Source organism: Amphritea pacifica, from assembly GCF_016924145.1.
Lineage (GTDB): Bacteria > Pseudomonadota > Gammaproteobacteria > Pseudomonadales > Balneatricaceae > Amphritea > Amphritea pacifica.
This window is the reverse complement of the sequence record NZ_JAFFZO010000006.1, coordinates 15,262-28,161: the sequence shown is the minus strand read 5'-3', so window position 1 is coordinate 28,161 and position 12,900 is coordinate 15,262. Positions and strand designations below refer to the sequence as shown.

Sequence of the window (12,900 nt, the reverse complement as noted above, 5' to 3'; positions counted from 1 at the left end):
ATTTGTCATCAAGTTGTCAGATAGTGGAGAAATAAGCCGATAAAAACCGCCATTCCCGCGTAATTATTATTCAGAAACGCAGTGAAACATGCCTCCCGCTGACGCTCTCTGATCAGGTATTGCTGGTAGACAAAGAATCCCCCCATTCCCAGCAGACCCAGATAGAACCAGAACGACAGGTTCAGATCGATACCCAGCATGATAAAAATTGTCAGCGTCAGCAGTTGCAGCAGCCCTATAATGGCTTTATCCATGTCACCAAACAGCACTGCGGTGGATTTCACGCCGATACGGATATCATCGTCCCGGTCGACCATCGCGTACATGGTGTCATAGGTAATGATCCAGAGAATGGCGGCGATATAGATCAGCCAGGCGATTTTTGGCACCTCGTTCAGGGTGGCACTGAACGCCATCGGTATCGCCCAGGAAAATGCCATGCCGAGTACAACCTGAGGCAGATGGGTATAGCGTTTCATAAAGGGATAGGAGGATGCCAGTGCCACCGCAACGATGGACAGCCAGACTGTCAGCTGATTGGTGAACAGTACCAGTACAAATGAGGCTGCTAACAGTGCGGCAAACAATATCAGCGCTTCATGAGAGGAGATTCTCCCGGAAGGCAGAGGGCGTTGAGCGGTCCGTTTGACATGGCCATCAATCTTGCGATCGGCAAAATCGTTAATAACGCACCCGGCTGAGCGCATCAGGAATGTTCCCAACACAAAGATAATGAGTAGACTGATCGATGGAATGCCTGCGGCGGCAATCCACAAGGACCATAGTGCTGGCCAGAGTAGCAGGTAGGTGCCGATCGGTTTACTAACCCGCATCAGCTCACCACAGGCTTTAAGTTTTTGCTGCCAGACCGGGCTGATTATCTGTGTACTCAATTGCATAGTGATCAATCCGAATTTATTTATTGCCGTAGTGTACCTGTTGCAGGGCCGGCAGGAAAACCTCGGTTACCAGGAGAGGTTTATTTGCCAGGTAGAACAGTGAGCGTCGGGCCCAGGCTGTATCGCCGCAGTTCAGCATCAGACGACTGATCTGCAGTGGCCCCCGCTTCATGGTCGGGTCACGAAACAGAACACTGCCCAGTGAGCGACACCCCAGCCCTTTCAGTTTTCGCTGTTTGCCGGTGAGTGTTGAGGCGGGAATAATGGTGCGGGCGAATACCCAGGGCTGGCCGTGGCCGAGTAACCGGACCTCTCGTATCAGCACTCTTTGCCGCGGATCAATATTCAGCGCCCGGGCCTCTGAGCGACTCGGTCGCCCCCATAATTGACGCACAACTTCGACACTGAACTGGCCCTGACTGGCCTGTACAAGATGTTGCGTTAGCGAGCCCCTGTCGAGCAGCCATCTGCGCCAGATCAGTGGCGCATCAGTGGTTGCAGGGCGTTTCAGGGTATACCAGCGGGTATTAAAACGGTTCTGACTCAGAGCGGCAGGCACAATAATTTCTCGGCAAAAAAACTGGCCGTATAGTACCCTAGCTGAGTTGAAAAGTATCGGTTTCAACTCTGTTCAGAATAGGGTAAAGGTTATGACTGAAACACTGCGGGGCTATTCGCTCGCTGAGGTAGAAAAGATCACCCGGGAGTGGGTAGAAACGATGGTTGTCGGGCTCAACCTGTGCCCGTTTGCTGCACCGGTGGTGAGAGATAACACCCTGCGTTATGCGGTTACCACGGCTCAGGAGGGGGAACCACTGGTGGCAGCGTTCCTGGCTGAAATTGAGCTGATTCTGGCGGCGGATGAGCAAACCGTATCGACAACGCTGTTTATTGTGCCCGCCGGGCTGCAGGATTTTTACGATTATCTGGATCACCTGCATCTGTTTGAAGAGCTGCTGGAACAGGCCGGACTGGAGGGGGTGCTGCAACTGGCCAGCTTCCACCCTGCATATCGTTTTGCAGGGGTCCCCGCAGATGATCTGAGTCATTGGAGCAACCGCTCACCCTGGCCCGCCTTTCATATCATCAGGGAAGCGGAGATGGGGCGTGCGTTGACCCACTATGCCCATCCGGAGCAGATACCGGAGCGAAATATTAAGTTATTACGAGAATTGGGACGGGAGGGGCTGATCAGGCGCTTTCCTCCCTTTGCGGATTACTGCTAAGCAGGATTTAAACGCCTAATGGGGCGCTTAAGAGGTCAATCGTTCGACCCGGTTGCGACCGTTATGCTTGGCTTTATAGAGGGCGCTGTCAGCGTCCTGAAGCAGCTGTCTGGGAGACAGATCCCGGTTTGCTGGCAGTGCGGTGGCTATCCCCAGGCTGGCGGAGACCGGCTGATGAGCAAAAGCAGCCGCGTGGGGGATATTTAACGCGACAATGTTCTGGCGTATCTGCTCTGCCAGTACGCTCGCGCCCTCCTGATTGGTTTCTGGCAGCAGGATCACAAACTCCTCGCCCCCATAACGGCACACCAGATCCTGTGCCCGGCGGGCCGACGCCTGGATAGTACTGGCTATCTGCTGTAAACAGTGATCACCCTGGAGATGGCCATAGTTGTCGTTAAATGCTTTAAAGTGATCGATATCAAGCAGGATGACCGATATGGGTTGCCGGGATCGCTGGCCTCTGCGCCATTCGGTTTCAAAGTATCGTTCAAACTCCCGCCGATTGTACACCTGTGTGAGTGCGTCGATACTGGCGGCCCGGGAGAGCATGTCGTGGGCACTTTTAAGTTGTAGCAGCAGGTTAATGCGTGCCCGGATAATATCAGGGGCCCGCGTCTGTATGAGATAATCGGCGATGCCCAGCTCGTAGAGTTCGACCTCCTCGGCGTCACTGATGGAGGGACCGATCACGGCGATGGGGACCCTCTGCTCTCGAACCTGGTGGGATATGGCGCGGCAAAGATCATTAAGGTCCCGCTGTTGTCCGGTATTATTCAGTAGTATCAGGTCGGGGCAGCGCTCCTGTGATAACAGCATGTCGTGGAGTGCCTGCATCGATTGTGGCAGCAGAAGGTTGCTGTCATCCCGTAGTGTTGCAAGGACGCCCCACAGCTCTGTAATTTTTTCATCGCCGTAAATGGCTATCGTCATCTGGTTCTGTTGCCGGGAGCGGCTGCTAAGCTCCTGATTTATCTCCGCCCCCCGGAGAAAGTCGAGTACCGATTTCTGATCCAGCAAGCCCGCCAGGCGGCGTCCGTCCTGGGCCTGTATTGTGGGGGTTTGCAGGCCGGGGTTGTGGGCTTCCCACTCGTTTTGCTGATATAGCAACGTCTCTTCACAGAGTCCATCGATATCCAGCTCGATGGGCAGGCCTGCCTCTTCAAGACAATCATAAATAACGGCAGGCGATGATATATCTTTGCCTTTGATCCAGAGTGCCCGGTACAGGCTGCGCAGAAAGGTGGTGGCCCGGTCGGGGTGCTTTAGTTGCACAGCGGTAATGCAGAGGGAAGGGAACAGACTGTTCCCCAGTGTTTGGGGCAGGGAGATGGTGATATCCGGCGCCCGGTGGCGAATAGTGAATATATCATTGGCCAGTTCGGCCATATTTTCTGCGCTGTCCTGATATGAACTGGCGATAGCGTCATGTTCCACCATGCGCCAGTCCACCCTGTGCATCAGGTTCTGAGAGCATAGCATTTCGTGTAATGCATAGCTGAAAGGGCAATTGATATCACCATGAACGATATATTCAGCCATCAGAGCTTCCCGTTATAATTTTTCTGACTTCCATTTGAGTCAATTAGCTATCGGCAGTAACCGTCTGAATCTGAACGATCTTTGTCAGTTTTCTTGTAAATCATCAAATACGTAGTACAACCGCTGTTTTAATTGCGATAAGATTGATCTACAGCACTCGAACTGGAACAGTTCGTGCTGTCTTTTTGCTGGCGGGCTGAGTGGTACGCAGAATTAAATGTAATCGATACAGGGTGGAAGCGTGTCAGTAGATTCAAAGAGGCAACCCCAGGGAGGGCTGGGGGCTCGGAGTAAAAAACCGCGTAAAGCGGGTGAAGCGGTGTGTGACATGAAAGGTGACCTGTGGGATCTCGATGCGGTATTTCTGCTCTCGATGAAGCGGATTGCGCCCGGATGGAGTGGCGGAAACCTCCCAGAAGAGGTGATGTCCCAATTGAAGAATACCGGGATATATCAGGCCCATGGTCTGGAACTGACTGCCCAGCCGGTCAGTGGCGGGAAGATCGCCCTGCGTATTTCTGAAGCCGGTATCTGAAGGGCATTAAAAAGGCAGCTTTCGCTGCCTTTTTAGTATCCGTCCGTCGCAGTCAGCAGGTTATTTTTTCTGCTCAACTTCGCGCACGGTGCGTTTAATATCTTTCAGACTGCTATGGCGAACGTCGGTGCCACTGACCAGATAGATCAGGTGTTCTGCCATATTGCGGGCATGATCACCAATCCGCTCCAGACCACGCAGAATCCACATAACATTCATAATGCTGGTGATATAGCGCGGATCTTCCATCATATAGGTCATCAGGGAGCGCATTGCGGTGCGGTACTCTGAATCAACCTCTTTGTCCTGCTTGGCCACCTTATAGGCCATCTCAGCATCGCTGCGGGCAAATGCAGTCAGGCAGTTTTGCAGCATATCGCGCACCAGATTGCCAATGTGGCGAACCTCCTGATAACCCCGGACGTTTTTGCCATCATTGGCCAGCTCTATCGCGTAGCGGCAGATACGGCTGGTTTCATCGCCGATTCGCTCAAGATCGCTGGTCGCTTTACTGACAGAGATAATCAGCCGCAGGTCAGCTGCAGCGGGCTGACGACGGGCGATGATCAGCGTGCACTGTTCATCGATCATCATCTCCATATCATTGATCGCCTGATCGCTTTTACGGGCCTGTTCTGCCTGCTCTGTATCGCCGGCCACCAGCGCGTCAACAGCATCACTCAGCTGGCGCTCAACGAGGCCTCCCATGGTTAGCAATTCGGTACGGATCTGCTCCAGCTCTTCATTGAAGCTCTGGGAGATGTGATTGCTATGACGGTCCTGTTCGTAACTCACTATCGTTCTCCCCTAATTAACCGTAACGACCGGTAATATAATCTTCTGTTTGTTTTTTCGCGGGGTTGGTGAACAGGTGGTCTGTTACACCAAACTCGATCAGATCACCCATATACATAAATGCAGTGTAATCAGACACCCGGGCAGCCTGCTGCATATTGTGGGTTACGATTACAATGGTGAAATCATTTTTCAGTTCATTGATCAGCTCTTCGATCTTCAGGGTTGAGATCGGGTCAAGTGCTGATGCTGGCTCATCCAGCAGTAGCACTTCAGGTTTGACGGCGATGGTCCGGGCGATAACCAGACGCTGCTGCTGACCACCGGACATGCCCAGCGCACTTTCGTGCAGCCGATCTTTGACCTCATCCCAGAGCGCGGCCGATTTCAGGGCCCACTCAACGGTTTCGTCGATAATACGCTTTTTATTGATCCCCTGAATACGCAGGCCGTAGGCAACGTTTTCGTAGATACTTTTTGGGAATGGGTTGGGTTTTTGAAACACCATGCCGACCCGGCGGCGCAGGTCTGCGACATCGACACCGCGCTGATAAATATTGTTGCCGTACAGACTCATCTGCCCCTCAATACGGCAGCTATCCACCAGATCGTTCATCCGGTTAAAACAGCGTAACAGGGTTGACTTACCGCAACCTGATGGGCCGATAAACGCCGTTACCCGGTTTTGCGGAATATCCATGTTAATGCCATGCAGTGCACGTTTCTCGCCATAGTACAGCTCGAGATCGCGTACTGTCAGAGCAATGGTTTCATCTTCCAGGCGCAGGCTTTGGTTCTGGCGCTGCAGCGCGGAAATATCGATTGAATGGGTTTTAGCTTCCATAGTCATCATTAAACCTATCTAAAGTTCCGCTTACATCTCAAGCGCTTTGTATTTTTCACGTAAATGGTTGCGGATCGCAATTGCAGACATATTCAGCAGTGCGATCACCAGAACCAGTAGCAGGGCGGTGGCATAGACCAGTGGCCGTGCTGCTTCAACGTTCGGGCTCTGGAAGCCCACATCGTAGATGTGGAAGCCCAGGTGCATAAATTTCTGATCCAGATGGATAAACGGATAGTTCCCATCCAGAGGCAGGCTGGGGGCCAGTTTCACCACACCCACCAGCATCAGAGGTGCAACCTCACCGGCGGCACGGGCTATTGCCAGTATAACACCGGTCATCATTGCCGGGCTTGCCATTGGCAGAACAACCTTCATCAGGGTTTCAAACTTGGTGGCTCCCAGTGCCAGGCTGCCTTCACGAACCGCCCGGGGAATCCGGCTCAGCCCCTCCTCAGTGGCAACAATCACCACCGGTACGGTGAGCAGGGCGAGGGTCAGGGAAGCCCACATCAGGCCCGGTGTACCAAATGTCGGTGCCGGTTTTGCCGCCTGGAAGAACAGGTCATCAATATTGCCTCCCAGGAAGTACACAAAGAAGCCCAGACCGAATACACCGTAAACAATCGATGGGACACCCGCCAGATTATTCACCGCGATGCGGATCAGGCGGGTGATGAACCCCTGTTTCGCGTATTCCCGCAGATAAACCGCAGCGATTACGCCAAATGGCGTGACCAGCAGCGACATCAGCAGGACCATCATAACGGTACCGAAGATCGCCGGGAATATACCCCCTTCGGTATTCGCTTCACGGGGCTCATCACTGACAAACTCCCAGAGTTTCTTAGCATAGTGGACCATCTTCTGCCCGATTCCCATCGCGTTGGGACGGAAAATGCGCACAATCTTAGCCAGCTGTACTTCAACAACCTGGCCACCTGCGACTTCTGCGGTCAGAGAGTCCCGGTTGATCTCAGTATACAGATCCAGCAGGCGCTGCTGCAGGCCTTCATAATCGGCATCCAGCTGTTTACGACGCTGGTTAATGGCATCATAGGCGGCCGGGTCTTCAACATGTTTCAGTTGCAGACCCCGCTCCTTCAGGCGCAGCCGTTCAAGCTCGTAGTTGATCGAACCGATTTCCTGCTTCTCAATTTTAAGGATATCCTCATGAATCCGCAGAGCCCGCTCGACACGCTTGTCCAGCTCGTCCCACATCGCCAGATATTCCGGGGTTTGTTCATATCCATCATAATGGCTGATCTCTTTACCGGATTCTTTGAGTGAACGCAGGTATCCATATAGATTCCCCCACTCCCGACGCTCAGCGGTAAACAGCATTACAGGGCGGGTCTGGTCTTCGAAATAGTGCTCTAGTGCCCAGGTAAAGTCAGTTCCGTTGACATCACGGTTGCCTATTTTCAGTAGGTGACGAATGGAAAACTCATTGTCGTCAGGTATTTTGATGCCCGCTTCAATCAGCTGTTCGGTCAGTACTTCATGGGTTTCTACAATCTCACCAATGACCTTTTTTGACTGGCCATCGATGGTATAAGTGCCCTCAACAATGTCGGCAGGCCAGAAGTGGCTCAGACCACGTACGGCGATCAGCCCTAACAGACCGATAACCATAATGATGCTGATAGCGACGGCTCCGGCGTTCAGCCACACCCAGGGTGAACCGGATTTAAACCACTCTTTTACTGAGATGTTCATATCTGTTATTTCCTCACCAACACAGGTTACAGGGAGCCATATTTATTACGCAGCCGCTGACGGATCACTTCCGCCATAGTGTTTACCACAAAGGTAAACATAAACAGCACAAAGGCAGCCAGGAACAGAATACGGTAGTGGGTACTGCCGACCTCCGACTCTGGCATCTCCACAGCGATGTTTGCTGCCAGTGTGCGCATCCCTTCAAAGATATTGGCATCCATAATCGGTGTATTACCGGTGGCCATCAGAACAATCATGGTTTCGCCGACCGCACGACCCATACCGATCATAACGGCAGAGAAGATACCAGGGCTGGCGGTTGGCATAACGACCCGGGTAAGGGTCTGCCACGGGGTAGCGCCCAGTGCCAGTGAACCGTAACTCAGATGTTTAGGCACGGCGAAGATCGCATCTTCAGTGATTGAGAAGATGGTGGGAATTACGGCAAAGCCCATCGCTATACCGATCACCATTGCGTTGCGTTGATCGTAGGCGATCCCCAGGTCGTTAGTCAGCCAGTGGCGCATGTTGCCGTCAAACAGCGCCAGCTCCAGGGATGGACTGATGGCGATGCTGAACCAGGTTGCCAGGATGATAACCGGGATCAGCAGCAGCGCATCCCAACCATCTGGAACCAGCCAGCGGATCTGTTTTGGCATTTGCGCCCAGAGGAAGGCGAATGCGAGAATCGATAAAGGTAACATTAGCAGGGTCACAAAGATGCCCGGCAGGTTTTCCTCCATAAACGGTGCCAGCCAGAGACCTGCGAGGAAGCCCAGAATAACGGTTGGCAGCGCTTCCATCAGTTCGATAAAGGGTTTTACCTTACGGCGCAGTGACGGCACCATAAAGTAGGCGGTATAGATCGCGCCACAGATCGCCAGCGGTGTTGCCAGGATCATGGCGTAAAACGCCGCTTTCAGGGTACCGAATGCCAGCGGCATCAGGCTGAACTTGGGTTCGAAGTCGTTGTTGGCGGCAGAGGACTGCCACACATATTCAGGCTCATCGTAACCTTCGTACCAGACTTTGCCCCACAGTGAGCTCCAGGAGACTTCCGGATGCTCATTGTCGATATGCCAGAGTTTAAGCTTGCCGTTTTCTTCGATCAGCAGCGCATTGGCCCGTGGGGCCATGGTGATCATAGAAGCGTTTGCATCAGCGACTTTTTGTACCAGCACATTAACATTCGCCGTGGTGTTATAGAGACGCAGGTCGCCGGCGGTATCAACAGTGGCAAAGCCTTTACGACGGTGTTCAATCGCCAGATCAACCACCGGCGAGGTGCCGGTATCAAACGAGCGGATCTTGCTCATCAGCCAGGAGCCCTGCTCATCGCGTACCAGGAACCACTCAGAGACTTCGCCCTTTTCATTGCCCAGCAGAACCGCATTGCCTCCCAGCAGCAGATCAAAGGTGGTGATCTTGCTGGAAGAGGCGTTCAACACCTGAGTAATGGTCGGATCATCATGATTGCGCAGGCTGACAACCGCCATTTTGCCACCCTCTCCGGCAACGAATAACCAGGCGAGGTCTGGCATCAGCAGCATCTTCTTAATTTTGATGCCCAGATCCGGCAGCGACGTTGTGGATTGCTCCAGTTCAACGTCGCCGGTAAACATATTTTCTGTCTGAGAGATAAAAACCGCTTTCAGATTGCCTTCATCGCCCCCGATCAGTGCATAGCTGCCTTCATTTCCGCTGACGGTCAGTTGAGAGAGTGCAACGTTGGCAACGCTAATAGGGTCCTTACCCAGGGGGTAGGTGATGGTGGGCAGGATCACCCGTTTGCCATCCGGATAGGTAGACTTGTACTCATGCTTGAAAACCAGCGCCTGACCGTTGCTCAGCCCCAATGCGAAGGTGTGGCTGTTCTCTGATACCAGGGCAAAACTGGTGATGCGGGTATCGGCGGGTAGGGCTGGCTGAATACTCTCTATGATCTCACCACTGGTGGTGCTGAAAAATAGCATCTCACCCCGGTCTGTAACCCGTAAACCGATCTCTGCCTGCTCCTCCATCGCCATATACAGGGTTTTGCCTGTTCCGGGGACGGCGTAGGGTTCGACAACCTGGCCATTCTGCTGCCATGGCTGTGCTTCAGCCGCGCGAAACATCGGAATGACTTCATAGAGCAGATAGAAAAAGATCAATAGGATCGCGATGATGACACTGACACCCCCCAGACCGATGCCAACGGTGGCAGCCTTGTCTTTGAGGGCCCGGAATTTCCGTCCCCGGCGGGCCGCCGGAGAATCAAAATCCAGATCAGGAATAACGGAACTGTTCTCAATATTCATGACATATCTACAATTATAAAAAAGTTATGGCGCCACGATAAACTGACTTGATGACAGAAATGTTACAGAACTGTAATAAAACTTTTACATCATTAAAAAAGGAGCCATAAAGGCTCCTTTTTTTAGTGTGGGTCTGATGACCCGGGAATAAAGGTCTGTATTACAGACCCAGTTCCTTCATTTTCTTCTCAACCAGAGAGGCTGGCAGTGGGATATAACCATCCTTAACAACAACTTCCTGGCCTACTTTAGACAGAACCATCTTCAGGAACTCACGCTCCAGTGGTGCCAGATCCTGACCAGGCTTCTTGTTCACGTAGATGTACAGTGCACGGGCCAGAGGGTAAGAACCGTTCAGAGCGTTGTCGGGAGTCGCTTCAACAAACGGAGTACCGGCTTTCTTGGTCAGTGGCAGAGCGCGAACAGAAGAAGTCTTGTAACCGATACCTGAGTAACCGATACCGTTCAGAGAGGTAGAAACAGACTGTACAACTGACGCAGAACCGGGTTGCTCGTTTACGTTGTTGCGGTAGTCACCTTTACACAGGGCGTGCTTCTTGAAGTAACCGTAAGTACCGGATACAGAGTTACGACCAAAGATCTGGAAGCCCTGAGACGCGATAGCACCGGTAGCACCTACATCACCCCAGGTGTTAACGTCGTCAGTCAGACCACATTTACGGGTAGAGGAGAAGATCGCGTCAACCTGAGGAATAGTCAGACCTTCGATAGCGTTATCTTTGTTTACGAATACCGCCAGAGCGTCGATCGCAACCGGAATAGCTGTTGGCTTGTAACCATATTTCTTTTCAAACGCTTCCAGTTCCTTGTCCTTCATCTTACGGGACATAGGACCCACGTTAGAAGTACCTTCGGTCAGAGCGGGAGGCGCAGTAGAAGAACCGGCAGCCTGGATCTGAACGTTAACGTTTGGATAGTTACGCTTGAACTCTTCAGCCCACATGGTCATCAGGTTAGCCAGGGTGTCTGAACCTACAGAAGAAAGGTTTCCAGAAACACCGGAAGCCTTAGAGTAAGTTGGCAAGTTTGGATCCAGCAGGTCAGCTGCAGAAGCAGTCAGGCAGGTTGCTGTCAGTGCAACAGCCGCAAAAATTTTCTTCATTGGTTTCATTACAAGCTCCACAGAGTCGGGTTTGAATACGCTTTAAAAACGATCAGTATTAAATCGATGAGAGGAATATAAGGGCTGTTTGTGACAAACATGTGACATATCGAAAAGTTTTCTGCTGCCGGGTTTGCGAGACTCACTTATTTTAGCTAGACCTGAGTCGGGTATTTGGTAGTAAAATATACGCAGCAAATATAAATACTATGCGGGAACACACCTGATATGAATACCGATAAGACTCTCTTAAAGCCCGAAGGTGAACTAAGCCTTCGTTGTCCTGCGTCCGGGGCAGCCGCCAATATGTTTGGTGATGTTTATGGTGGCTGGGTTGCTTCTCAGGCGGTTCTGGCGGCAGAGATCCGGGCGGCTGAAGCGGCAGAGGGCCGGGTGGCCACTGTCTCTATCGGGGCGATGAGTTTTATGGCGCCGGTGCTGGAGGGGACGATTCTGAGCTTTTATACCCGCATTAAAGAGCAGGGCACCAGCTCACTGCGAATCAATGTTGAGATCTGGGGTTGCTGCCCTGACGGCCGGGATCTGCGCAAAGTATCAGAAACGGAGTGTGTGCAGGTCGCTATCGATGGCCATGGCCATATCCGGGCGCTGGACTTCGGACACTAAAGTTCCCCGTTAGCCAAAAAACCAGTATCCCACCACAATTGCACTGATAATCCCTGCCAGGTCTGCGGTCAGTCCGCAGGCCAGGGCATGGCGGGTATGACGTACACCCACTGAGCCAAAATAGACCGCCAGTACATAGAAGGTGGTTTCCGTTGACCCCTGAATAATCGCGGCCATTCGACCGGCAAATGAATCCACTCCGTGGGTGTTGATCGCATCCAGCATCATGGCCCGGGCCCCGGAGCCACTGAGTGGCTTCATCAGTGCGGTGGGCAGAGCATCCACGAAACGGGTATCCACCCCCAGCAGCGAGATACCCTCCCGCAGCAGCCAGATTGCACCATCCATCACGCCGCTGGCGCGAAACACGCCGATTGCCACCAGCATCGCCAGCAGATAGGGGATAATCATAATAGCGACTGAAAATCCCTCTTTTGCCCCCTCGACAAAAGTTTCATAGATATTCACCCCTTTCAGGTGGGCGGCCCCGAGAAAGCAGATAATGGCACTGAAGATCATCAGATTGCCGATCAGGGATGATTGCTGCTGCAACTGATCAACGGTGAGCGTGGCGAAGTAGCCGATAAAGGCCAGCAAGAGGGCAAAGAAGCCTCCCAGATAGAACAGAGTGACCCTCTCCCAGAGGCGGATCTTCTGTACCCAGGCGACCGCCAGCAAACCCGCCAGGGTAGAGCAACAGGTGGCGATCAGGATGGGAATAAACACCGAAGTGGGATCACTGGAGCCCTGCTGGGCGCGATAGAGAAACACGGTGATCGGGAACAGGGTAACCGAGGACGTATTCAGCACCAGGAACAGAATCTGGGCATTGGTGGCACGCGCTTTATCCGGGTTGAGTAGTTGCAGATCCTGCATCGCTTTTAACCCCAGCGGTGTTGCAGCATTATCCAGCCCGAGTATATTGGCGGACAGATTCATGGTCATTGAGCCGATCGCCGGGTGCCCTTTGGGCACCTCTGGCATCAGCCGGGTAAACAGTGGGCTGAGACCGTTGGCCATCTTTTCCACCAGTCCAGCCGCTTCCGCCAGCTTCATAATGCCCAGCCAGAACGCCAGCGTGCCGATCAGCCCCAGCGCCAGCTCCACTGATAGCTTTGACATATCAAAGGTCGATTGCACCATGCGCTGAAAAACGTCGGCATCGCCGAGTGCCAGCCATTGATACAGGCCGCCGAGAAAGGCGAGCAGGAAAAAACCCAGCCAGATTCTGTGTAGCATAGCCTCTCCCTATCAGACCGCTTGTAAACACTGTATCGGCAGCCGTAC

The 12,900-nt window shown here is 52.8% G+C and carries 12 protein-coding genes; 3 read left to right on the top strand and 9 right to left on the bottom strand.

The window, feature by feature from the left end; genetic code table 11:
• Positions 1-8: 8 nt before the first annotated feature.
• Both ubiA and JW499_RS04195 read right to left on the bottom strand, forming a co-directional pair.
• On the bottom strand, positions 9-899 hold the full coding sequence (gene ubiA / locus JW499_RS04200) for a 4-hydroxybenzoate octaprenyltransferase (protein ID WP_205209430.1): 891 nt from the start codon (positions 897-899) through the stop codon (positions 9-11).
• Positions 900-915: 16 nt separating this feature from the next.
• Positions 916-1,458: a chorismate--pyruvate lyase family protein gene (locus JW499_RS04195; RefSeq protein WP_332873948.1), complete on the bottom strand. Its 543-nt coding sequence runs from the start codon at positions 1,456-1,458 to the stop codon at positions 916-918.
• 91 nt (positions 1,459-1,549) lie between these two features.
• Here JW499_RS04195 and JW499_RS04190 point away from each other — a divergent pair, with 91 nt between their 5' ends.
• Positions 1,550-2,125, top strand: a complete 576-nt coding sequence (locus JW499_RS04190) for a DUF1415 domain-containing protein (RefSeq protein WP_205209429.1) — start codon at positions 1,550-1,552, stop codon at positions 2,123-2,125.
• A gap of 27 nt (positions 2,126-2,152) precedes the next feature.
• On the opposite strand, the gene JW499_RS04185 is transcribed toward JW499_RS04190, so the two are convergent.
• A complete protein-coding gene (locus JW499_RS04185; RefSeq protein WP_205209428.1) occupies positions 2,153-3,667 on the bottom strand; it encodes a diguanylate cyclase in 1,515 nt (504 codons plus the stop codon).
• A 241-nt stretch (positions 3,668-3,908) separates the two neighbouring features.
• Here JW499_RS04185 and JW499_RS04180 point away from each other — a divergent pair, with 241 nt between their 5' ends.
• The gene (locus JW499_RS04180) at positions 3,909-4,202 is read left to right on the top strand and encodes a hypothetical protein (RefSeq protein ID WP_205209427.1); all 294 of its coding nucleotides are present in this window, start codon (positions 3,909-3,911) and stop codon (positions 4,200-4,202) included.
• A 60-nt stretch (positions 4,203-4,262) separates the two neighbouring features.
• On the opposite strand, the gene phoU is transcribed toward JW499_RS04180, so the two are convergent.
• The 5 genes from phoU to JW499_RS04155 all read right to left on the bottom strand — a co-directional run bounded on the left by phoU (position 4,263) and on the right by JW499_RS04155 (position 10,995).
• On the bottom strand, positions 4,263-4,997 hold the full coding sequence (gene phoU / locus JW499_RS04175) for a phosphate signaling complex protein PhoU (RefSeq protein WP_205209426.1): 735 nt from the start codon (positions 4,995-4,997) through the stop codon (positions 4,263-4,265).
• Between the two features lie 16 nt (positions 4,998-5,013).
• Positions 5,014-5,847, bottom strand: a complete 834-nt coding sequence (pstB, locus tag JW499_RS04170) for a phosphate ABC transporter ATP-binding protein PstB (RefSeq protein ID WP_205209525.1) — start codon at positions 5,845-5,847, stop codon at positions 5,014-5,016.
• 24 nt (positions 5,848-5,871) lie between these two features.
• Complete coding sequence (gene pstA / locus JW499_RS04165) at positions 5,872-7,560, bottom strand: phosphate ABC transporter permease PstA (protein ID WP_205209425.1); 1,689 nt, start codon at positions 7,558-7,560, stop codon at positions 5,872-5,874.
• Positions 7,561-7,586: 26 nt separating this feature from the next.
• A complete protein-coding gene (locus JW499_RS04160) occupies positions 7,587-9,863 on the bottom strand; it encodes an ABC transporter permease subunit (RefSeq protein WP_205209424.1) in 2,277 nt (758 codons plus the stop codon).
• 160 nt (positions 9,864-10,023) lie between these two features.
• A complete protein-coding gene (locus JW499_RS04155) occupies positions 10,024-10,995 on the bottom strand; it encodes a PstS family phosphate ABC transporter substrate-binding protein (RefSeq protein ID WP_205209423.1) in 972 nt (323 codons plus the stop codon).
• A 219-nt stretch (positions 10,996-11,214) separates the two neighbouring features.
• Between JW499_RS04155 and JW499_RS04150 the strand changes: the two genes are divergently transcribed.
• Positions 11,215-11,613, top strand: a complete 399-nt coding sequence (locus JW499_RS04150; protein ID WP_091354020.1) for an acyl-CoA thioesterase — start codon at positions 11,215-11,217, stop codon at positions 11,611-11,613.
• A 9-nt stretch (positions 11,614-11,622) separates the two neighbouring features.
• Here the strand turns inward: JW499_RS04150 and JW499_RS04145 are convergent, their stop codons facing one another.
• Complete coding sequence (locus tag JW499_RS04145) at positions 11,623-12,852, bottom strand: nucleoside recognition domain-containing protein (protein ID WP_205209422.1); 1,230 nt, start codon at positions 12,850-12,852, stop codon at positions 11,623-11,625.
• Positions 12,853-12,900 lie beyond the last annotated feature (48 nt).

Coding starts and splice junctions, on each gene's coding strand:
- ubiA (WP_205209430.1), bottom strand. CDS start 899: ATGCAATTGAGTACACAGATAATCAGCCCGGTCTGGCAGCAAAAACTT.
- JW499_RS04190 (WP_205209429.1), top strand. CDS start 1,550: ATGACTGAAACACTGCGGGGCTATTCGCTCGCTGAGGTAGAAAAGATC.
- JW499_RS04185 (WP_205209428.1), bottom strand. CDS start 3,667: ATGGCTGAATATATCGTTCATGGTGATATCAATTGCCCTTTCAGCTAT.
- pstB (WP_205209525.1), bottom strand. CDS start 5,847: ATGACTATGGAAGCTAAAACCCATTCAATCGATATTTCCGCGCTGCAG.
- pstA (WP_205209425.1), bottom strand. CDS start 7,560: ATGAACATCTCAGTAAAAGAGTGGTTTAAATCCGGTTCACCCTGGGTG.
- JW499_RS04160 (WP_205209424.1), bottom strand. CDS start 9,863: ATGAATATTGAGAACAGTTCCGTTATTCCTGATCTGGATTTTGATTCT.
- JW499_RS04155 (WP_205209423.1), bottom strand. CDS start 10,995: ATGAAACCAATGAAGAAAATTTTTGCGGCTGTTGCACTGACAGCAACC.
- JW499_RS04150 (WP_091354020.1), top strand. CDS start 11,215: ATGAATACCGATAAGACTCTCTTAAAGCCCGAAGGTGAACTAAGCCTT.
- JW499_RS04145 (WP_205209422.1), bottom strand. CDS start 12,852: ATGCTACACAGAATCTGGCTGGGTTTTTTCCTGCTCGCCTTTCTCGGC.